The organism is Methylomonas sp. MgM2, from assembly GCF_054172045.1.
Map to the genome: position 1 here is coordinate 280,868 of NZ_JBSYXO010000001.1, position 21,810 is coordinate 302,677.

The 21,810-nt window shown below is 49.8% G+C and carries 20 protein-coding genes; 11 read left to right on the forward strand and 9 right to left on the reverse strand.

Annotation, left to right across the window (positions count from 1 at the left end):
• Nucleotides 1-84 precede the first annotated feature (84 nt).
• The 7 genes from ACW73I_RS01290 (at nt 85) to ACW73I_RS01320 (ending at nt 8,236) form a co-directional block, all read left to right on the forward strand.
• Complete coding sequence (locus ACW73I_RS01290) at nt 85-1,077, forward strand: spore photoproduct lyase family protein (RefSeq protein ID WP_458027382.1); 993 nt, start codon at nt 85-87, stop codon at nt 1,075-1,077.
• Nucleotides 1,065-1,778, forward strand: coding sequence for an SDR family oxidoreductase (locus ACW73I_RS01295; RefSeq protein WP_458027383.1), 714 nt, complete (start codon nt 1,065-1,067; stop codon nt 1,776-1,778). The genes ACW73I_RS01290 and ACW73I_RS01295 overlap by 13 nt, the downstream gene beginning before the upstream one ends.
• A gap of 5 nt (nt 1,779-1,783) precedes the next feature.
• Entirely contained in the window at nt 1,784-3,379 is a 1,596-nt protein-coding gene (locus ACW73I_RS01300) for an NAD-binding protein (RefSeq protein WP_458027384.1), read from the forward strand.
• A 3-nt stretch (nt 3,380-3,382) separates the two neighbouring features.
• Nucleotides 3,383-4,087, forward strand: coding sequence for a potassium channel family protein (locus ACW73I_RS01305; RefSeq protein WP_458027385.1), 705 nt, complete (start codon nt 3,383-3,385; stop codon nt 4,085-4,087).
• Nucleotides 4,068-4,577 (forward strand): disulfide bond formation protein B, encoded by a 510-nt coding sequence (locus ACW73I_RS01310; protein ID WP_458027386.1) that lies wholly within the window; start codon nt 4,068-4,070, stop codon nt 4,575-4,577. The genes ACW73I_RS01305 and ACW73I_RS01310 overlap by 20 nt, the downstream gene beginning before the upstream one ends.
• A 382-nt stretch (nt 4,578-4,959) precedes the next feature.
• Nucleotides 4,960-7,176, forward strand: a complete 2,217-nt coding sequence (locus tag ACW73I_RS01315) for a primosomal protein N' (protein ID WP_458027387.1) — start codon at nt 4,960-4,962, stop codon at nt 7,174-7,176.
• A gap of 592 nt (nt 7,177-7,768) precedes the next feature.
• Nucleotides 7,769-8,236 (forward strand): hypothetical protein, encoded by a 468-nt coding sequence (locus ACW73I_RS01320; RefSeq protein ID WP_458027388.1) that lies wholly within the window; start codon nt 7,769-7,771, stop codon nt 8,234-8,236.
• 25 nt (nt 8,237-8,261) lie between these two features.
• Here ACW73I_RS01320 and ACW73I_RS01325 read toward each other — a convergent pair whose 3' ends face one another.
• The 9 genes from ACW73I_RS01325 to tusD form a co-directional block, all read right to left on the reverse strand.
• Nucleotides 8,262-8,408 (reverse strand): hypothetical protein, encoded by a 147-nt coding sequence (locus ACW73I_RS01325; RefSeq protein ID WP_458027389.1) that lies wholly within the window; start codon nt 8,406-8,408, stop codon nt 8,262-8,264.
• A gap of 253 nt (nt 8,409-8,661) precedes the next feature.
• The gene (locus ACW73I_RS01330) at nt 8,662-9,495 is read right to left on the reverse strand and encodes a mechanosensitive ion channel family protein (RefSeq protein ID WP_458027390.1); all 834 of its coding nucleotides are present in this window, start codon (nt 9,493-9,495) and stop codon (nt 8,662-8,664) included.
• Nucleotides 9,488-12,592 carry a hypothetical protein gene (locus tag ACW73I_RS01335; protein ID WP_458027391.1) on the reverse strand — a complete coding sequence of 1,035 codons (3,105 nt, stop codon included), beginning with the start codon at nt 12,590-12,592 and terminating at the stop codon, nt 9,488-9,490. The genes ACW73I_RS01330 and ACW73I_RS01335 overlap by 8 nt, the downstream gene beginning before the upstream one ends.
• A gap of 385 nt (nt 12,593-12,977) precedes the next feature.
• Nucleotides 12,978-13,757 carry a hypothetical protein gene (locus ACW73I_RS01340; protein WP_458027392.1) on the reverse strand — a complete coding sequence of 260 codons (780 nt, stop codon included), beginning with the start codon at nt 13,755-13,757 and terminating at the stop codon, nt 12,978-12,980.
• The gene (locus tag ACW73I_RS01345) at nt 13,754-14,494 is read right to left on the reverse strand and encodes a type III pantothenate kinase (protein WP_458027394.1); all 741 of its coding nucleotides are present in this window, start codon (nt 14,492-14,494) and stop codon (nt 13,754-13,756) included. Before ACW73I_RS01345 ends, ACW73I_RS01340 begins: the two co-directional genes overlap by 4 nt.
• Nucleotides 14,491-15,483, reverse strand: a complete 993-nt coding sequence (gene birA / locus ACW73I_RS01350) for a bifunctional biotin--[acetyl-CoA-carboxylase] ligase/biotin operon repressor BirA (RefSeq protein ID WP_458027395.1) — start codon at nt 15,481-15,483, stop codon at nt 14,491-14,493. Before birA ends, ACW73I_RS01345 begins: the two co-directional genes overlap by 4 nt.
• Nucleotides 15,484-15,524: 41 nt before the next feature.
• Nucleotides 15,525-16,109 carry a PilZ domain-containing protein gene (locus tag ACW73I_RS01355; RefSeq protein WP_458027396.1) on the reverse strand — a complete coding sequence of 195 codons (585 nt, stop codon included), beginning with the start codon at nt 16,107-16,109 and terminating at the stop codon, nt 15,525-15,527.
• A 55-nt stretch (nt 16,110-16,164) separates the two neighbouring features.
• Nucleotides 16,165-16,521: a sulfurtransferase complex subunit TusC gene (tusC, locus tag ACW73I_RS01360; protein WP_458027397.1), complete on the reverse strand. Its 357-nt coding sequence runs from the start codon at nt 16,519-16,521 to the stop codon at nt 16,165-16,167.
• Nucleotides 16,522-16,526: 5 nt separating this feature from the next.
• A complete protein-coding gene (gene tusD / locus ACW73I_RS01365) occupies nt 16,527-16,916 on the reverse strand; it encodes a sulfurtransferase complex subunit TusD (protein WP_458027398.1) in 390 nt (129 codons plus the stop codon).
• A gap of 128 nt (nt 16,917-17,044) precedes the next feature.
• On the opposite strand from tusD, the gene ACW73I_RS01370 reads away from it, so the two are divergent.
• The 4 genes from ACW73I_RS01370 to ACW73I_RS01385 all read left to right on the forward strand — a co-directional run bounded on the left by ACW73I_RS01370 (nt 17,045) and on the right by ACW73I_RS01385 (nt 21,776).
• Nucleotides 17,045-18,493, forward strand: a complete 1,449-nt coding sequence (locus tag ACW73I_RS01370) for a M48 family metalloprotease (protein WP_458027399.1) — start codon at nt 17,045-17,047, stop codon at nt 18,491-18,493.
• Nucleotides 18,494-18,948: 455 nt separating this feature from the next.
• Nucleotides 18,949-19,188, forward strand: a complete 240-nt coding sequence (gene rpoZ / locus ACW73I_RS01375; protein WP_458027400.1) for a DNA-directed RNA polymerase subunit omega — start codon at nt 18,949-18,951, stop codon at nt 19,186-19,188.
• A 9-nt stretch (nt 19,189-19,197) separates the two neighbouring features.
• Nucleotides 19,198-21,378 (forward strand): RelA/SpoT family protein, encoded by a 2,181-nt coding sequence (locus tag ACW73I_RS01380; protein ID WP_458027401.1) that lies wholly within the window; start codon nt 19,198-19,200, stop codon nt 21,376-21,378.
• Entirely contained in the window at nt 21,375-21,776 is a 402-nt protein-coding gene (locus tag ACW73I_RS01385; protein WP_458027402.1) for a RidA family protein, read from the forward strand. Before ACW73I_RS01380 ends, ACW73I_RS01385 begins: the two co-directional genes overlap by 4 nt.
• The last annotated feature ends 34 nt before the right edge of the window (nt 21,777-21,810 follow it).

The following is a 21,810-nucleotide window of genomic DNA, read 5'->3' on the forward strand; positions in this document are numbered from 1 at the left end:
AATGACCGATTTTATCAGCAACAGGCATTCCAACCTATCGTCATTTATAATGCTTCTTATGAAATCAGCCATTGTTTTTGTTGCATGATAGACACGCTGTACATCGAATCAGCGATATCCGGGCATCCTCGGGTATCGAGCATACGTCGGCGTTTTTCCCATGCGCGCGTCGTCGAATGTGAGCGTTTCGGTGAAGTGTTTAACCCGAAGGCACAAAATTTTCGTTTACAAAAGCGGCGCCCTGCCATGATATTGGCCCGCAAGCACCAAAAGTTCGTTTTGCCGGCCCCGGCCGGTTACGGAATTGGCGGTCAACGGAATTTTTATTTTTCGCACATGCTTAACTGTTTATATGACTGCCGCTATTGTTTTTTACAGGGCATGTACCAGTCGGCCAATTATGTCTTGTTCGTAAATTACGAAGATTTTTTTCAACCGATACGCGACATCTGCCGGCAAACGCCGGAAGAGCCGGTTTATTTTTTTTCCGGTTATGACTGCGACAGTTTGGCTTTCGAGCCGGTGACCGGATTTGCCGAGACTTTTTTGCCGTTCTTCGCCGAACTACCCAATGCCAGATTGGAATTACGGACTAAAAGCACTCAGATCAGAGGATTACTTCAGCGCGCCCCGTTACCGCAATGTGTGGTGGCGTTCAGCTTGTCACCGGAAACAGTGGCGGCCAAAGTGGAAGCGAAGGCGCCTTCGACGGCTAAGCGGATCGAGTCGATAGCCAAGTTGCAGCAACAAGGGTGGCCGATAGGCTTGCGTTTCGATCCCTTGATTTATCAACATGATTACCGAAAGCAATATCGAGTCTTATTCGAACAGGTATTCTCCCGCATAGACCCTGATACCCTGCATTCCGTCAGTTTAGGAGTATTCCGTTTACCCGAGCATTTCTTCAAAAAAATCCATAAGTTGTATCCGGAGGAGAGATTACTCGCCGGTCCATTGGAAACAGGGTCGGGTATGGTGTCTTATCGCGGCGATCTTGAGCAGGCTATGATGGCCGATTGCAGTGAAATGTTGCTGCAATATATCTCGAAAGAGCGGTTTTTCCCGTGCGCGCGATAAAAAGAACGGTACTGGTCACTGGAGCGAGTTCCGGCATAGGCAGGGCAATCGCCAGAAGCTTGTTAAAACAAAACCATGTTGTAATCGGATCGTCCCGAGATACCCGCCGGTTCGAGAAAACGCATCCTGCCTTCATCCCAATCGAACTCGACTTATCGCGCTTAAACGATATTGCGTTTGTTGCCAAGCGACTGCAAAAGGATTTTCCCGAACTCGATGCGGTGATATTTGCGGCCGGCTACGGCCAATTCGGCTCTTTAGAGCAGTGGTCTTTTTCCCAGATACAGCAACAAATCACAGTGAATTTCACCGCACAAGCCTTGTTAACCCGGGCTTTATTGTCCAACCTCAAAAAAAAGCCGCATAGTAACTTGATATACATCGGATCGGAAGCCGCCTTAAAAGGCAGTCGTAACGGCAGCATCTATTGCGCAAGTAAATTCGCCTTGCGCGGTTTTACCCAAGCGCTAAGGGATGAATGCGGAAAAACGGGGGTGAGGGTCTCGTTGGTCAATCCGGGTATGGTCGACACGGCCTTTTTCGAAGCGCTGAACTTTATACCGGGCCGTCAGCCGGAGCAAGTCCTGCAAGCCGACGACGTGGCGGATGCCGTCGTCTATATATTGACTGCAGGTCCTTTTTGCGCGGTGGACGAGCTTAATTTGAGCCCGCTTAATAAAGTCATTGAATTTAAGAAATAAGCGGCATGTTGAGTAGATTTATTGTTTATTTTTCCTATTATCTAAAATCATGCAATGCATATAACGAATGTAAACATTTTTTTTGGCATTTATTGGAAGACGAGAGTGGTAAATTAAAATCTTATTTCGATATGCTGATGATCGCTTTGATCATATCCAGCATATTTTTACTATTTTACGATGTCGAACATGACTCCAGTATAATGGGCGGATATGCCGAAATTGGTATTCTGATTATATTTGCATGCGAATATTTACTTAGGTTGTGGATTTTTTCAGATACGCATAACATTATTATCGAAGAGTACGAAAGAGCGCTTTATCTAAATATAAAATTCAACTTAATACGCGCCTTGAATAAGGCATTGGCTAAAAAAATAGAGTATATAATCTCGCCTTATGCCATTATTGATTTACTGGCCATTCTTCCCAGCTACCGGCCTTTGCGTATTTTACGCATCTTTTTAATATTTAGATTATTCAAATTGGTTCGTTATTCGAACAGCATCAAGCTGTTCGCCGAAATCCTAGCCAGCAAGCGCTACGAATTATTAACTCTTTTGGTTTTTACGGGATTTTTCCTATTTATTGCCAGCGTATCCGTTTATATATTCGAATATCCGGAATCAGGAACCGATATCCATAATTTGTTCGAAGCATTTTATTGGTCTATCGTCACTTTGGCGACCGTAGGTTACGGCGATATTACCCCGCATACCGCCGCCGGCCGCACTGTGGCGATGATATTAATTTTCACTAGTGTCGGCATTGTGGCCTTTTTCACGTCAATTTTGATCTCGGCGTTTAACGAAAAAATGCCTGAGTTACGCGAAAATAAAATGAACGCGGACCTGGAAGCTTATAAATCGTTTATTATTATTTGCGGGTTTGGCCGTGTCGGACAGGAAATTGCGGAGCAGTTGCACAAGGATGGAGAAAAATTCGTCATTATCGATAGGGATGAGGGAAATGTTAATCTGGCTAGAAAAAGAAAATGTTTGGCAATTCTGAACGATGCAAGCCGCAATGATGTATTGATAATGGCGGGCATAAATCGCGGAGCTAGAGCGATATTGTGTATTACCGGCGACGACGTTGTTAATGTTTATATCACATTGACCAGCCGGTATTTGAATAAAGATATTAAGATCATTTCCCGGGCAAACCGGCATGAAAACGTCGATAAATTATATCAGGCGGGAGCGAATAACGTTATTTTGCCGTTTGAAGTTGCCGGACTGCTTGCGGCGGAATTTTTAGGACAACCTGTCGCATTCGAAGCCATTTCCGGCATATTGCGCGAACAGAGCGATATTATTATGGAAACGGTGTTGGTCAGGGAAAGTTCGCCGTTGGATAGCCAGAAAATTGAGCAGCTCGACTTACAACAGCATAAACTGACCTTGCTAGGCGTCATTAGTGCCAATACCGTCCATTTAAAACATAAGAACAAATATCGGGTTAAGCAGCAGCACTTTTACTTCAACCCGGAAGCAAATTTTATATTGCATCACGGAGATATTTTAGTGATATTAGGTAGAAAATACGGTATCGAACATTTCCGTAATCAAGTAGAGCGGCAGCGGCTGTTGAAAGGCTAGTAGATGAAAAATATCGCAGTATTCGGCTATAACCGCTTATCTTACGAGGCCATCAGCCGAATAGACACTGAAGACCATATGATTATGGTATTCGACTATAAATCGGCCAACATTGAAATAGCGCTGGAAAAAGGCATTAACGCAGCGATGATCGAGTTTCGCAGCGATGAGGATCTAAAAGGCATCGGAATAGGCAGTACTATCGATACGCTGTTTTGCTGTTTGGATGAAGACTCCGAGAATGTGTTTTTAACCCTGTCGGCGCGAGCGCTGGATAAGGATTTACAAATCATTGCCATCATCGAAAACCCTGAAGCCGCGGAAAAGCTATTGGCGGCCGGCGCCAATAAGATTATAGACCCGTACCAGATTTGCGGACGCAAGATTCACGATATGCTAAAACGGCCTGATATTACGGATTTGTTCGATCATACCGTATTCGGCCGGCATGATCTGAACTTGGCTGAAGTGGTGGTACCCGAAACCAGTTTTTTACAAGATGTACATATCAGCCGGTTGGAAATCGATACCCATTATAATTTGATTTTGATCGGTATCATTAATCCGCAAATGAGCGATCGAATGTATTTTGTCGCCGAGGAGCCGGATAGAAAACTTAATCCGGGCGATACCTTGGTTATTTTAGGTCCTTCACGGGAAATAAGAGCTTTTAAAAAGGATGTAAACAATGAATTTTGCGATATTTAGTCCGCGCAGTTGGTTTTTTCTGGGTTTTTTGGGTTGTTGCGGCATGCTGGCTTTCGGCGCCTATTTGCAGTTTGTAGAGGAAATGGAGCCTTGTCCGCTATGCATTTCTCAACGACTGGCGATTCTGGCCACCGGCACCGTCTTTTTGTTGGCGGCTATCCACAACCGGGCGCATAAAGCGTACGCCATCGGTGGCGCCGTGTCCGCGCTAATCGGCGCCGGGGTATCGACTCGTCATGTTTGGCTGCAACATTTGCCGCCGGATCAGGTCCCGGAGTGCGGTCCCGGACTGGAATATGTGTTTAAGCATTTTCCTTTGACCGATACGATAAAACTAATGTTGAGCGGTACCGGCGAGTGCGCGGAAATAGAAGGCGTTTTCCTGGGCCTGTCCTTGCCGGCGTGGACACTGGTTGCATTCCTGATGTTGGCGGCCTTTAGTTTGGCGACGATCTGGATTAAGAAGTTGCATGAGAACGCGCTTCAATAAGCCGTCATCCGTACCGAGGGGCAACACTTTGTTGCGGTTGTCGTTATCGTATCGAAGGGTACATAACATAGAAAGATAAGTATCGGATCGATGTATCTCATTTAACGTTATTCACAAATTGGATTACGACGTATCGGCCAACGTTAATAATCCGCCGCGATTTTTAACATAGCTCAATTTTCCTGGCTAACTTATTGATATTATTAAATAAATGGTTTTGATCGAAAATAGGTCAAATTAACAAATTTGTAATAAAAACCAATACTAAGCGCGTTTATTCCATCTTAATCCACAGAGTTATCCACAGCTTTGGTGGATAACTCCAATTCCTATAATAGCCATAACTACTTAGGGCTTTAACATTAAAACTACCTCGTCAAATATGGCTAAGCGCAGTGCTTTCTCAAATACAATTTTGCAAGTTGCGATTCCTGTCCCATTGGACCGCGTGTTCGATTATTGGCCGCCGCAGCAGGCCGATATCCAAGCAATCAAACCCGGCATGCGGATATCGGTGCCTTTCGGCAAGAGCACGAAAATCGGCGTGGTGCTGGACATCGTGGATGCCGATGCCGGAAGTATCGAACCGGAGCGTATAAAATCAGCCGGCAAGTTGCTCGACCTACAGCCTTTGCTGTCACCTGTCGATTTAACGCTGTTGCATTGGGTTAGCCGTTATTATCATCATGCGATCGGTGAAGTCGTTACCACAGCGTTTCCGGTAGCCTTGCGCAAAGGAAAGCCGGCCAATTTGCAACGCGAGTTATGTTACGGCCTGACTGAACAAGGCCGGCAGGCCGATTTAGACCATCTCGCGCGCGCACCCAAACAAAAAGCGCTGCTGAAGCTGCTGCAAAGCCAGAATCAGACCCTGGCCGATCACCAGCTGACCGAACACAAACCGGCGTTGAAAATCTTATTGAATAAGGGCTTGGTTCGGCAGCAGGAACCTGAGCCGGTCGCGAGTAACGCCATCCAAAACCAATCGGCACTGTCGCCTAGCCCGCAGCAGCGGCAAGCTATCGAGGCGGTTGTTGCGGAACTGGGCAAATTCTCGGTATCGCTGCTGCAAGGGGTTACCGGGAGTGGAAAGACCGAGGTTTATATGCAGATTATCGCTCACGCACTGGAGCGACGTTTGCAGGTGTTGGTATTGCTGCCTGAAATCACCTTGACTCCGCAGCTGGAGCGGCGTTTCCGGCTGCGCTTTGCCGTGCCTATCGTCTGTTTTCATTCCAAACTGAACGAGAGTCAGCGTATGCATGCCTGGCTGAGTATGCAAAAGGGCGATGCCGCGATCATGCTCGGTACGCGATCATCCCTATTCACGCCGATGCAACGGCCCGGTTTGATCATTCTGGACGAGGAACACGACAGCTCTTTCAAACAGCAAGAAGGCTTTCGCTTTTCGGCAAGGGACGTGGCTATCGCCCGAGCCAAGATGTTGAATATTCCGGTGCTATTGGGTTCGGCGACACCTTCGTTGGAAAGTTTATTCAATGTCAAGCGGCAGCGCTACCGTTTGTTGCAACTTTCAGCGCGGGCCGGCAATGCCATCGAACCGGAATTCCAGCTGTTGGATATCCGTAACAAGCCATTGAAAGCCGGATTGTCCGCTCCATTGATTGCCGGTATTCGTGCGACCTTGGACCGGGGCCATCAGATTTTGTTATTCCTGAATCGGCGAGGATTTGCGCCTGTTCTGATTTGTCACGGCTGCGGCTGGGTATCACGCTGCATTCGTTGCGATGCGAATATGGTGATTCATGTCGGCGAGCGCCGCTTGCGTTGCCATCATTGCGGTTTCGAGCAAAGCTTGATCAAGCAGTGCCCGGCCTGCAATGTAGGCGAGCTACAACCTCTGGGCATGGGCACGGAGCGTATTGAGCATTCCTTAACTGATTTGTTTCCCGGAAAAAACGTTATCCGGTTGGATAAGGATACTACGCAGCGTAAAGGCACGTTGGAAGCCTATCTGGAACAGATTCACAGCGGTCATGCCGATATCATTTTAGGTACGCAGATGTTGGCCAAAGGTCATCATTTTCCGGATGTGACGTTGGTGGCGATCCTGGACATCGACAGCGGTTTGTTCAGTGTGGATTTTCATGCAGGCGAGAAACTGGCACAGATGATAATTCAGGTAGCCGGCCGCGCCGGCCGCGCCAATAAACCCGGCAGGGTCGTTTTGCAAACCCGTCAGCCTCAGCATCCCTTGCTGACGACATTGATAGAGAAGGGCTATCAGGCTTTTGCCGAAACCGCTTTGCAGGAGCGCAAACAAGCGGGCCTGCCGCCATACAGTCATCAGGCTCTGTTCCGGGCACACGCCGGTAATGCGCAACCGCCGCAACAGTTTTTGAAAGCCGCCGTTCAACTGATCGGCCAATTCAATTCCGGCAAAACCAAAGTGTTTGGTCCGGTTCCCGCTCCGATGACTCGCAGAGCCGGCCAATTCCGTTTTCAGTTGTTATTGCAAAGTCCGGATCGAAAAGATCTGCATCGACTGTTGGATGCCGTATTGCCGGAAATCGCAAAACTAAAAGAGGCGAGCAAGGTGCGCTGGTCTTTGGACGTCGATCCGGTGGACTTGTATTGATCTCAGGCTGTTAGCGTCAAGCTGGCCGTCATCATGATCGCCGCGACCGCGGCGTTCGCTTCCATGAAACCGGAGAGTGTCGGCTTCCGGCGGGAAAGATTGCTAGCCATCCCTGGCTAGCAATCGCGCCTACACCGCCACGTGATTGCCTGCGGCGGCCCTGGCCGTCCGCGTCACCTCGGCTTTGACCCAGCAAGGGGATCAAAGCCTTGGCTCTCGCATGACTCGACGCCGTTCCGCGATGCCTTGCAGTTTTTCTAGTCGAAAAACCGCCCGGCGCTACGGCTTCCAGGGACTACTCAACCTTCACTCGCTGGCGCTTCGTTTCCAAGGTTTCGCAGCGTAAGCAAGTAGGTTATTTTGACCAAGCTTTTGAGTTACCCAGAATCATTTCATAGCGAGGCATGACACGCCCACCTGGATAAAGCGCCGAAATGGTGTAAAGACTTTATTGCTCTCCGTGAATCGCGGCATAGCAACGCGTGGCCATGCCGCATGGGAGACCAGAAATATACGGACAGGCTTGCTATTCGGTCCGACCCGTATGCTTTTTTACCAAGGCAAACGACAACGGCTCACGAGGAAAAATATATTGATTGCGGACCAAGAAATTAAGAACGAATTTCAATCTCTTTGGGATGAAATCCGAAAAATGGCAAGAATTCCAGATAACTACTCAATCCCGGGGATCAATTTTATTTATCCTGCGGCACCAAATAGCTTCCATAACTTACCCTTCCTTCTTGCCTATTCAGTCTTGGACGGTGTTCTCAGCGAAATCATCCAGCAAGGTGTATTTACATGTAGATCATGGATGCTTGGTAAGAAGATGGAGGCGTCGGTAACTGCAATTTCTTGGCAGGACTATAACCTTATAGCGGAGGGGCGAGAAAAACGCAATCGCTTAGCGCATGATTCTGTCCTACTGTCCAAAGTCGAATGTCTTCAGTACATTCATGCGATTGAGAGAGCTAATAGCTTGGCAAGTGGTCGAGTGAAATCTGATCGTAAACAAATTACGCGCAAAACACAATTTAAGAAATGCACAGCAAATATTTAGCATCTGCTGTGCATCGATCTAAATCTCAAGCCAATGCTTTATCTAATATCGCTTGCGCTTGCTCGTACGATACGTTAAGCGTAGTGGCGACCATTGTTATCAGGTTGATTTTTGAAAGTAACGGCCACTGATTCGACAGAGCTTTGGCAGTGGCGATTTGTGTTGCTGCCATGATATACCTCCATTTCTTGTGGACTGGTGATCGGCATTTTAATTATGCCGGTTAACAGCATAGCTCATATTTAATAAAGTTCAAAAATTCAATGTGTTGTATAAACATTTTAAAACAGTTTATCAACATAATTAAGATGCTCCGGCAACCGAAAAGCAAGTCTTGGCAGTCAATCAATTCAAGGCCTTATTATCTTCATGAACGTTCGATTCGATTTAATCGAACATAGTTTCGTGGAATCGGTATCGATTTTTCAGCCCGCTTGGTTAAAGTCTCGGGGATCGACAAAAACCGGCCGTTTGATTTGGTGCTTTACAAAAGCTTCGGCAACCCGGGCGACGACATCGGTTTGAAAGTCTTTTTCGTACTGGACGTCCAATACGTAGGCTTTGACGGTTAGCTTCAGCGCCAGGCCCAAAGGAATGACGGCTTCGGACGCGACGATCTTGACGGGTTTGGCCAGGTAGACGTAGCGGCTGGTCACGACGATTTCGTAAATCAGGCGCCGCGCCAATTCTATGTCGGCGTCCAATGCGACATGAAACGGGACGACGATCATCATATCCAGCGCGCCGGCATTGCCGGACGACACCACGTCGCTGATGAAGCGCGCGTTCGGTATGGTCACCAGGCTGTCGTCCAGCGTCAGGAGTTTGACCGAGCGCAGTCCGATGCTTTTGATCTCGCCGTAGACGTCGCCGAACTGTACGCGGTCGCCGACCAGGAACGGCCGGTCGAATAACAGGGTCAAGCCCGCTACCAGCGAGGCGACCAAGTCTTTCAGCGATAGGCCGATCGCTACCGCGGCGCCGCCGCCCAAGGCCAGCAGCAGTTCCTTGGCCGAGCTTAACGACACGTAAATCAAGAATGCGCCGCCGAAGATATAGATACAGAAGTTGATCGTCGTGACGATTTGTAGAAACAACAGGCGATACGACGGAAAATCGTCCGAGGCGCGGGTCGCAAAGCGGTTCAGAATACTGGCGGTCAACACCAGCAAACCTATCCCGGCCAATAACAGCGCGATACGCCAAACCTCGAATAGCTCGACGGCTTTGGTCAGCTGGCTAATGTCTTGTTCATTCATAAAGGCAATGTTTGGCTTGAAGGTAGTTCAACAAGGGATATTGATAGAGCGCGGCCAAGCGATAGACTTGCCCCTGCCCGCAGTCCAAAAGGTTAATGCGCAGCCCGAATTCCATCGCGCGCTTGACCACGCCTTCCGGTAAGCGGGTGGTCAACACCGCCTGATGCGGCGTTAAATTTTCATGGCGGGCGATGCTGGCAAACACGAATAATACGTCTTGCGGTATCTCGGATAACTTGGCGATTTCGGGTTCGTCGGGCAAGCCGACTCTGAGGGAGTTGTCGCCGATCTGATGCAGTGCGCTTAACCACAAATGCACGGCTAACCTTGGGTTGCCGCGCGATTGCTGCCGCAGCAGGCTGAAAAAACGATTCTCGATGTAAGCGGCATGTTCGCTGTCGCCTTGAATGCCGGCCGCTTCGATGATGTCGTCGTAGAAAATCCTGTAGCCGGTACGGGTATGGGCAGTCATGATCAATGCTTGTATCGCCCGCTCGGACCAGGGTTTCAAACGGATGACGGCGTCGAAATATTGGTGATTGCCATATACGCTATTCAAGTAAGCCCAGGCATAGACATTGAAGGCCACTGCCCAATACAGCTTGGGATTGGCTTGATTGATTATTTCCAAAAAGGTATCGAAGCCCACAAATCCATCTTGCTTGGCCAAAAACAGATTATGGGCATCGTCCACCAACAGCAGGGTCTTGGCTTCTATCGGGGCCTTGGGATGATTCGAGTTCGATTCGCTGTCGCACGGCAAGGTCGGAATGCCGGCAAACAAATGCAAGACCTGCTCCCGGCTGGTGAGTTTAGGCGGCACCGCGATCCGAATGATGTGTTCGGCCGCGAATGCTTTTTCCAAATATTGCAACAAACAGGTTTTGCCTCCGCCCTTGTGGCCGACGATGGCCACCGAGCGAACGGTATCGGTTTCGCTGCCCCACGATTTGAGTTGCGTATGGATTTCGTTCAATCCGAGCTCGGCGGGGCTGAGTAATTGCTCGGGAGTGAAGGCACCGATCAGCGAAAACGCGGATTTGTAATCGGCGGGCGGCGGCGATGACGCGATAAACCGGCCTCTATCCAGCGCGCTTTCGAGTTGGTAGCGGAAAATCTCGGCGGCTATACGCTTGGGTAGTTCGAAGCGGCCGATCCAGATCGTAGCCTGCCGCAGCAACATCAGCAAAACAATCAAACAAAACGCCGGTATCGCAAATAGGATTCCCCAGCGGCCGCTACAAACTTGCGCGATTTTTTGCCCGACCGCGCCGGGAATCAACTTGATTAGGCCGGCACCGATGATGCCCCGCCATTGATAAGCGAATACCATCGCAATCGCTACGGTCAAAACGAATAGCGTTCGGGTGGCGAAATGATAAATCAATCCTCGGCGTATCAGCCCTTCTATCGAGGCTAATACGCAGAAAATGAAGAACACGGTCAAGCCGAAGCTTTTCACGGCCCTATCGGCTTTACGCCTCAAATCCCACAATTTGGCGATCCGAATCTGCCGATTGATCCAGATGAAGTCGCATTGAAACAACTGCCGCAGCAAGCGATAGTAGATGTAGTAGCGTAGGTAAGGCAGCAACATCGCCAGCTCGGAAAATACCGTGACGGCCAGCAATTGTTGAACGAGTTGCAAAGCCAACAGCATCACCAGCCATTGCACATAAGGCAGGAGTTTTTGGATGGTCAGGGCCAGATAACGCGCCGAGTGGAATTTTCTGCTTTGCGTCACCAACACCAGGCGCCATTGATCCAATCGCTGCTTCAGTTGCTGGGTGGCGATCCAAATCCCCCATGGAATCAATAAAAACACCAGTAAGGCCAATAGGCTGGAGGCGATTTGCATCAAACCTTCCCAGCCTTGATGCAATTGCCGCCGAATTTCAAGCGACCGTAGATAGAAGGTTGCGCTCCAGCGGTAGGGAACGATGGTGAATTCGCGCCGGATGTCGAGCAGGCAGTCCTTGGACAGTTGCAACGGCGATAAGTCACCGCGGTCCAGCAACTGATTCAACAATTGCGAACGGATTTCACCGCTTTGCAACAATAAGCGATAGTGCAGATCGACACTGTCTTGCAGGCGGCTTTCGATTTTCTGTTGCAAGCCGTCCCGAAATTCTTTTGCCTCGGCATAGGCATTGGCATAGGTTCTAGCTTCGGCGGTATCGCCCATTTGTTCGAGCAGCTTCTGCGGATAATCCGGCAATTTCGGCAACGCCAAAGCATAACGCCCCGAAACCACTTTGCCGGTTTTATCGACTAAAGTGCGCCATATCCGCACGGCATTTTCGTATTCTTCTTTTATCTCCGGCAACGATTCCGGTTGCAATATCGAGCGCGCGAATTGGGCCAGTTTTTGGCTGATATCTTTATAAAAAGTGGCTTGTTGTTCCAGATCCGACACCCATTTGACCTGAAGGATGGTCAACTCGCTGCGGATGCGTTCCAGCTCGGCCCGTTCGGTGGCCAGGTCGCCACTCGCTCCGGCAGCTTGTTGAAGCACGGCCTGTTCGACGCGGGCCAACGATTTGGCGGCTTCTTTTTGTTCTTGCAGCGCCGATTGGTGCTCCTGCCGCAATTGCTTGACGGTATCGGCCTGAACCGACGCCTCGATTTGGGGACGCAAGATACTGCTTCTTTTGTCTTGCGGCAGACTGAGAATCTGTAAACGTAGTTCGGCGACCGTCCGCTGCAAATTCCAGACCTCGTCCGTTACCGACCGGAGATTATCCAAGGACGATCCGCAAATCAGAAAGGGATCTTGCGGCTGCGTCGCATCGATTTCCCGTTGTAAGTCTATGATGCGTTTGGCGACGGCCTCGTTGTCGCTAATATCGATCATGAACAAGGCATTCAACGCGATGTCCGTGACGACTTTGCCGTCGATCAACTGCCGCAAACCCCATTGCATCTTTTCCAGCTTGTTTTTGCGCTGGGCCAGCTCGTCTTGAATTTCGACGAAAGACGGGCACGATAAGTCATCGGCCGTCTGTCCAGCCCATACCGGCGGTACGAAAAAAACCATCAGCATCGCCAAACCGACTGCGAATGAACGGAACAGATAAGGTCTCGGTTTTTTTTTCATGGGAGTGGATGGTTAAAACGAACGCAGATTCGGCATGAGCGACAAAGAATCATATTGTGCTCGTAGTGACCCCGAATTGTCATCGAGTTTATGCCGGATAGACCAATTTGGGTATTTCGCAACTGCCTTAGGGTTGCGCTATAAACAAGTTCCCGAATTCGTTAGCGCAATATCACCAGTCAACCACAGGGTCGTAGCTTGCAAAGCGCGTCCTCGGCTCCTCCCGCAGTAAAAATGAAGTTACAGCCTGGGGAGTGCAAAGGCTTCAGCATTTGCTTAAAAAAGCTGAAGCTTTTTTACTCCTTCCCGGCCTCTCGACCAGCATTATTTTCGACCACGCCTATAGCGTTTATCGGACCTGCCGGATTAGGTCGGAGTCCTGCGCTTAATCAGCGGAACAGGGAGTAAGGTTAAGGCCGGGCGATACGTATTGTTTCGTTTTGGCTTGCTCCAATTGAATTCTTGCAAACCATTGCGGTAACGATTTTTCCCGCTGCCTGATTTCGGCCTTAATGCCCTTTTCGGTCAATTGGCTTTTGAAGGTAAGGGCTCTCTGCTTTTCCCGGAATACCCCCAACGAATAGCTGCCTTTGATGTCGCCGGACGATATCTGCCAAACATCTTCTAAGCCCTTGGCGTTCAGCATCAATTTGTTGATGCGCGACTGTTCGGGCGTTTTTGCTGCGGGATAATAAACCTGGTAATCGCTTGGAACGTCTATGTCTTTTTGAATAACCTCGTTGGCTTTTAAGGCATTTTCGGTCAGCCATGCCTTTACGCCGGTCTCGTCGCTAAACGGGCCGGCTTCAAAGCATTTCTTCTCGGCGGCCCGAATGACGGGCTTTGGCGGCTCGAACGCTTTCGTCGTTTTCGCCGGTTTATCGTCCTTCTTGACTGCCGGGGACGGCGCCGGCTTCAATTCCCATTTCTCTTTCTCCAAGTCGGCCAGCATCCATCGAATATCGTCGGCGCGCCAACGATCGATGTCCTGATCAACGATCCGGGCAATATCGGTTCCGCGCCTGGCGCGCCGGTATTCGGAGACCAACAATATCGGAGACGGGGAAACGCTGTTTTCGGTTTCGAAAGTCAAGCGGCCGATATGGAAATGCCAAAGCGCGAATATCAGATTTGCCAAGCAGAGCAAAAAAAACAATCGTTTCATGCGCCTTGCTCTCCGGAGCAATAAATCGATAAGCCTTTCAATACCAGATCAACGTCGACGACAGCCGGCATCGCTAACGCTGCGGCCAGGATTTCGGCATCGCCTCCGGTTAAAACCAATAGATAATTGCTGGTAAAGTTTTGCATGACGTAACTAACCAAGCCCACCGCCGCCTGCAGTACCCCGTTAGCGATCGCCGCGTTTGTTTCCGCCGCCAGTCCGGTTCGATAAGGTTGAGTGTTGAACGACAGCTCGGCCGTATCGAATGCCAACGCTTTTTTCATCGTCGCCAAGCCGGGACAAATCAAGCCGCCGAGATGCCGGCCGTCGGAGCGGAGCGCATCTACCGTGATAGCGGTACCGCAATCAACCACGCAGACATCGCCAACGTAATGCCTGCGCGCGGCTATCAATGCCAGCCAACGGTCCACGCCAAGCTTTTCCGGCGAGCCGTAAGCGTTTGTCACGCCAAACGCGTCGCCGGCGCTATGCGCTATCAACATACCGGCATTCGGCCACAGCGTTTTACAACATTCAATGACGATGCTGGTTGCCGACTTGGCGGAAACCGATGCAATGGCGATTTTTTCCGGCATCGGGAGCGTTTGCCAGCACGACCTCAAATTGTTTAAGAAATCGGGTTGACGATAATCCGAACAGCGGGCTTTTATCAAAGTACCCTTGTCTTCGACGCTCCATTTCAGCCGCGAATTGCCGATATCGATCAGTAGATTCATGATGCGCTGAAACTGACCTCGCCGGAAGCATAGGCGCGAATTTGTCCGCTTTCGTCTTCCAGCAACAACAAGCCTTGGTCAGTGATACCTTTGACTATGCCGTCATGGCGCCGGGAGCCGATAAAAAGTGTCGCGGCCTTCCCTTGCATGCAGTCGAAATCGCGCCATTCATTGACGACCTTCGGTAAGGCTTGTTGGTCGAAACCGGCAATTAGCGGCAGCATTTCATTTAATAAAAGCGCAACCAAACGATTGCGCCGGCCGGCGACGCTTTCACCGAGAATTTGCTCCAGATCGACCCAAACCCGATCGATGGTTTCCGCCTGCTGTTCGGGCAGGTAAAGGTTCAAACCGAGTCCTATCACCGCATCGCACGGCCCGCCGCTTTCGCCGGACACCTCGATCAAAACCCCGCCCAGTTTACGCTCCTGCCAATAAATATCGTTCGGCCATTTCAATCCGACATCCGTGGCTCCGATCCGATGCAAGGCTTTTACGACGGCAACGCCTACAGCCAAACTCAGACCGGCGATTGCCGCCGGTCCGTCGGGATAATGCCAAAGAACGGAGAGATAAATATTATGTCCGAAAGGGGAAACCCATGAGCGCCCTCGCCTGCCCTTGCCTGCCGTTTGATATTCCGCCAGGCACACTCTGCCGGACTCGTGTGTTCGGCAAGCGATTTCGGATAAATAGGCGTTGGTGGACGGCATCACTGCGTGTATTTCGAGCAGGGAGATCAAGGCGCCGGCCGATTCGTCGAGATAAGCGTCGAGTTGCCGCCTGTCCAGCAACTGCAACGGGCGCTGCAATTTGTAGCCTTTGCCGCTGACAGCGACGACTTCCACGCCTAACTGAGCTAAAACCTGCAAATGTTTCCAAACGGCCGTGCGGCTGACGGCCAATACGCCGGCCAAATCGGTTCCGGAATGAAACCGGCCATCGCCCAATAAATTCAGCAGGCGCTTAAGATTATCGGAAATCAGCATATTCATACGGCAGGCAAACGCTAAGTTGGGCGGCTATTGGATTAACGCTCCTTTTTCTCCCGAAGTTGTTGCATTTGTTTTTTGATGACATATTTGATCAACAACTCCCGATCATCTTCATTCATATTGATGTAATCCACACAGATCTCGAAAGGATGCTCCGGGTTGTGCCCGGAAACGTCCTTACAAGACACGACACGGCCGTAAGCGACGACAACGGCGAGAGACGAGGTTAACAGCATCCGCAGTTCCAATACGGTGCCGACCGGAATTTCCTGTTTATCGCCGAATGCGAGGCCCGATGCGCTTAAATTGACATCCCGCTTATCATGCCCGGAAAATTTGTTATCCTGGCCGGCAACGGCTTGCGTAAGCAGATTGATTTTGCTTTCTATGATTTTGAGATATTCGAGTAATTCAGGATCGCGTCGTTCCAGGCGCGGCGTTAAGGCCGCCGCTTCTTGGTTCAACACATCCAGCGCCGCGGTCACACCGTAGTCGCCCAACACATCGGCGGATACGTAACTATGCCCCGCCCGATCGTTCTCACCCAAGGCGCGATGGAGCAAATGTATCTTATCGTTGACTCTGAAATAGCGCCGTTTCTCTTCAAATTCGTCCGTCATATCGATTCTTCCAGCCGGTAAGGCTTTATTTTAATGCTAGCCGATGCGATAGGCATCAATCGGAAATCAACACATCGTGCCTTTTTAGCAAATCGTTTAGCTCCGTCCGCCTCACAACGGTGACCGCCAATATTAAATCATCAATACTCAAGCCCCTATCAAATAAAGATTCGGCTTCCACAAAAAGGTTGCCGATGTCGTACAGCTCCAGGGCCAAAAACATCGCAGCCGTATTTTTTAAGGTCATATGCTCCGAGTCTTGCCCCCGTTTTAGCTGATAAACGCCGTCATCGACAAACAACACGCCGACGCTTTGATCGAAAGCGGCTGTTGTCAGCATTTGATCCAAGGTCTCTTGCACGCGGCTATTCAAATTCGGCGGCTGCCGCATGACAAATAGATAATTTTTCATCCGATTCACCCAAACACGATCACACGATCGGCTTTCAGCGTGGCCTCCAGCCACTGGCCCAAGCCGCCTATCCGAAAACCGTCGGCCAGATTGTCATCGTGCGCGCCCTGCCGTTTCGCCTCATCGAGACACAATAATCCCCGCCTTTGCGCCGCGGAAATACAAATGAGTAGATCGACGGCATGATCGTTTGCCAATGCCGTCCAACTTGAAGTGAGATTTGTCTCGTCGTCGGGAGGCAGCGCATAACGCAAGCCGTGAGAGATGCCCTCCCGGTAAAAAAATACCTGGAGTATTTGATGGTTCGTCTGCAATGCAGCCTGAATAAATCGGTAGGCGGTCACGCCGGCATCAGACGCATACGGGCTGGTATTGACTTGAATGGCAAATTTCATAACTTTACGAAGTCCGAACAGTAATTAACATATAATCGGCTTATTTTATTTCAGCGTATTCGTCTTTATCGGTTTTTTCGTCCACTCGTAGCCTGAAACCAAACATCCGCAGCATTGTCTGACTTTGCATGAATCTAAAAGCTTTAACCGTAGCGATAGCCTCGAGCCTTCTTATTACAACATCGAATGCTATAGAAATAGAAAAACTACAGTTGCCGGAAATGGGCGATTCGGCCGGCGCATTGATTTCCCCGGTAGAGGAACAGGAACTGGGAGCGGCGTTTTTCCGTAATCTGCATTCGCAAGCCGAGATAAGTCAAGACCTTGAAATTCAGGAATATATCGAATCCATAGGCCGCCAACTAGCGGCCCACAGCGATACACCGTCGACACCATTTCACTTCTTTGTCGTGATGGACCCCAATATCAACGCCTTCGCCGGCCCGGGCGGCTATATCGGCGTCAACTCAGGCTTGATTCTGTTGACCGAAGCCGAAAGCGAACTGGCATCGGTCATGGCTCACGAGATCGGCCACGTTACCCAACGCCATCTTTATCGACAGATCGAAGCGGCTAGAAAGATGTCCATCCCTACTCTCGCAGCTACTTTGGCCGCTATTTTGATCGGTTCGCAATCACCGAGTATGGGCCAAGCCGCATTGATGGCCGTGCAAGCCGGTAGCGTACAATTTCAAATCGATTTCACGCGCGATAACGAAAAAGAAGCCGATCGAGTCGGCATGCAGACACTGGCGGAATCGAATTTCGACCCGCGCAGCATGCCGACCTTCTTCGAACGCCTGCAACAGTCGACTCGCTATTACGGCCAGGGCATACCCGAATTCTTGCGCACCCACCCCGTTTCGGAAAACCGGATCGCGGACACGCGCGGCCGCGCGGAAATTTATCCTTACCGCCAATACCCCGACTCAATGGGTTATCTGCTGACAAAAGCCAAGCTGTACGTGCAGACCAACAATAAAAATACCGCTACCACCCATTTTAAGACTCTGGAAAATCAGGGTACGGCAACACAACGCGCGGTTGCGCGTTACGGCATGGGCTTAGTTCATTTACAAAATTTGGAATATGCCGCAGCAACTGACATTTTTCAGCAACTCACCGAACAATATCCGGAACAGCCACAATATTTAGCGGCTCTGGCACGCACCGCAATGGAAAGCCGCGACTATCAAAAAGCGAATCAGCTTTTCGATAAAGCCACGCGAAGTTTCCCGAGTAACGATGCCATCAAGATTGAGTACACCCGTTGCCTGTTAAAAGACGAAAAACCGGAACAAGCCAAACAAATTCTCGCCACTATCGCGGACAGCAAAAAACGGCAACCTTTTTATTACGAGTTTCTGGCTCAAATCTACGCCGACTTAAAGCAGCCGGCCGAATCTCACCGATATATGGCGGAACATTATTACGCGGCCGGGCAGACGCGACCCGCCATCATGCAGATACAATTGGCAAAGCAAGAAAAAAACTTAAATTACCAACTACAAGCCATTCTCGACGATCGCTTGAATTTTTTTCTGAACGAGGAAAACGAACGTAAAAGGGAAAAATAACATTAGAAAATAATAAAGTTGTTAAGCTTTTGTTTCAAAAAAGTTAATTTCGACGCAAAACTAATTTTTCAAAAAACCTAATTTTTTTGATGGACATCGCATTTTTTTTAAAATAGACTGTTTCACAGGCCGGAAAGCCAGGGATTTTTATCAAGCCAGAGCAACGTTTTTGAGGGGAGGGAAGCGGCCTGTAACTAAGGCACAACAATAATAACAATAACAGTAACTGCTTGACTAAACTGTCTTTGCCGACAGACGTCCGATATGATAAAAATAAGAAATAAGGACGAGCCCGCTATATGCGGGCTTTTTATTCTGCGTCGATTCTAAAGCCCTCATCTCCGCGGCAAGTGGCTAACACAGCCATTATTCAATTATAATAGTCACTTATAGACACCGGCCGCCATGGTCGGCCTTGATTCATTCACTCATCCATTCTGCAAAAGGTTAAAAAAATGGCACGTGTTACCGTTGAAGATTGTTTAGAAAATGTTGATAACCGTTTTAAATTGGTTATATTGGCCGGCAAACGGGCCAGACAGCTGGAAAAAGGCGCCGACGAGTTTGTTCCGCGCGGCAAAGATAAAGATACCGTTTTAGCGTTACGCGAAATTGCTGCCGGCTTCGTTACGGAAGACAACATAGACCTGCTGCATCGCGCCGGCAGCGTGTCGGACACGCACTTGGAAATCTAACTTTTTCTAATGGCCGAAATAGTTGCGTCCCCCCCTTTTCTTGCCGTAGAGCATCCGGAAGAGAAACTCCTTCACCAGCTCTGCGAAATTCTTAGCGGCTATCTCGACCAGGAAAATATCGATAACATCGTCCGCGCATACAGATTAAGCGCAGAGGCTCATTCCGGACAATTTCGTAAAAGCGGCGAAGCCTATATTTGCCATCCGGTTTCCGTCGCCATCACATTGGCGGGTATGCATATGGATACCCACGGAATCATGGCGGCCATCCTGCACGATGTCATTGAAGATACTCCCGTCACCAAAGAAGAGCTGGCCGACCGTTTCGGGCAAGAAGTCGCCGATTTGGTGGACGGCGTCACCAAGCTTTCCCAAATCGATAGCCGTTCCCGCGCCGAAGCCCAAGCGGAAAACGTTAGAAAAATGTTCCTGGCGATGGCGCAGGATTTAAGAGTCATCGTCGTTAAACTGGCCGACCGCTTGCACAACATGCAAACCATGGGCAACATGCCCGTGGATAAAAAACGTCGTATCGCCAAGGAAACCCTGGAAATCTACGCGCCCATCGCCAACCGGCTAGGCATGAACGACGTCCGCCACCAATTGGAGTCATTGGGATTTAAGGCGCTCTACCCTAACCGCTATACCGCCATCAACAACGCGGTAAAAAAATCGCGCGGCAATCGCAAGGAAATCATCGATACGATTCAAAACGCGATCCAAAACCGTTTGAAAGAGACAGGCATGGATTGCACGGTGGCCGGGAGAGAGAAAAACATTGCCAGCATTTATAAAAAAATGCTGACCAAAAAAATTTCCTTTACCGACGTCTTCGATGTCTTTGCGTTCCGCATCTACTGCCACCAAGTCGATGATTGCTATCGCGCGCTCGGCTGCGTTCACAACCTATACAAACCCATCCCCGGCCGTTTCAAAGATTATATTGCGCTGCCCAAAGCCAACGGTTATCAATCCTTGCATACGATATTGATCGGTCCTTACGGGGTGCCGGTCGAAATTCAGATCCGTACGCATGAAATGCATCGCTTGTCCGAATCGGGCATTGCGGCGCACTGGCTTTACAAATCCGATAACGAGAAAAGCGAGTCTATCCACGCGCGTGCCAACGAATGGCTGCGCGACCTGCTGGAAATCCAAAAATCGGCCGGCGACTCACTGGAATTCATCGATAACCTTAAAGTCGACCTTTTCCCTCAGGAAGTCTTTGTCTTTACGCCTAAAGGCAAGATCATCAAGCTTCCGCGCGGCGCCACCGTCGTCGATTTCGCTTATTTGGTGCATACCGACGTCGGCAACGCCTGCATCTCGGCGCGCATAGATAAAAAACTGGTTCCCCTTCAGACCAAATTGGAAAACGGCATGACCGTAGAAGTGATCACCGCCAGTTGGGCCCGCCCAAATCCGTTATGGTTGAATTACGTAGTCACGGCTAAAGCTCGAAGCTGCATACGTTCCTATCTTAAAAACTTCAACCGACTAGAGGCCATTAATCTGGGGCGCCGCTTGCTGGAAAAAGAATTGCTCAGCTTGAATATTCCGTTAGACCATGTCGACAGCGCGAGAATCGTTCAAGTGCTGCATTCCATGAAAAAGCACTCATTGAACGATTTACTCGAAGACATCGGTTTAGGTAATCGAATGCCGTTTCTGGTAGCCAAACGTATCAGCCAGACGGATATCAACGCCGCGGTAAAGCTTGACGACGCGGAAGAGCCGCGTAACAAAACACCGCTGATTATCAAGGGAACGGAAGGCATGGTTGTTAGTTTGGCCAAGTGCTGCCATCCGATTCCCGGCGACCCGATTATCGGATTTTTCAACCCGGGCAAAGGCATCGTGGTCCATCATCATGAATGCCGCAACAGCAATGAAGTCAGAAAGAAACAAACGACTTGGCTGGACGTAGAATGGAGTCCCGATGCCAGCGGCGAATTTCCTGCCGAGATCCGCATCGAACTGTTAAATCAACGCGGCTCCTTAGCTACCATTGCATCGACGATTTCTTTCATGGATTCCAACATCGAAAATATTACCGTGGTCAGTCAGGACGAAAGGGTTTCCGTTGATCTTTTGACCCTGGCGGTCCGGGACCGGGTCCACCTGGCCAATATCATCCGTAAACTGAAAAAACTTTCCATTGTGTTAAAAATTACTCGTATCAAAGCATGAGCATCAAAAAAACCGTCATTTCGACCGAAATGGCTCCCAAGGCCATCGGTACATACTCACAAGCCGTCAAAGTCGACAACACCGTGTATCTGTCGGGCCAAATCCCGCTGGATCCGAGCACGATGGAAGTCGTCGACGGCGATATCGGCATACAAATTCGCCGGGTCTTCGATAATCTGAAGGCGGTTGCGGCGGCAGCCGGCGGCGACCTGGCCGATATCGTCAAGCTGAACGTATTTCTGACCGATCTGAGCCACTTTCCTATCGTCAACGAAATCATGGCCGAATATTTCAATCCGCCTTTTCCGGCGCGGGCCGCGGTCGGAGTGGCGGCTTTACCGAAAGGCGTCGGCGTGGAAATGGACGCCATCATGGTATTACGAGACGACTACTATTAAGAATCAACCCAACATTCGGCCTCGTATCGCGAAT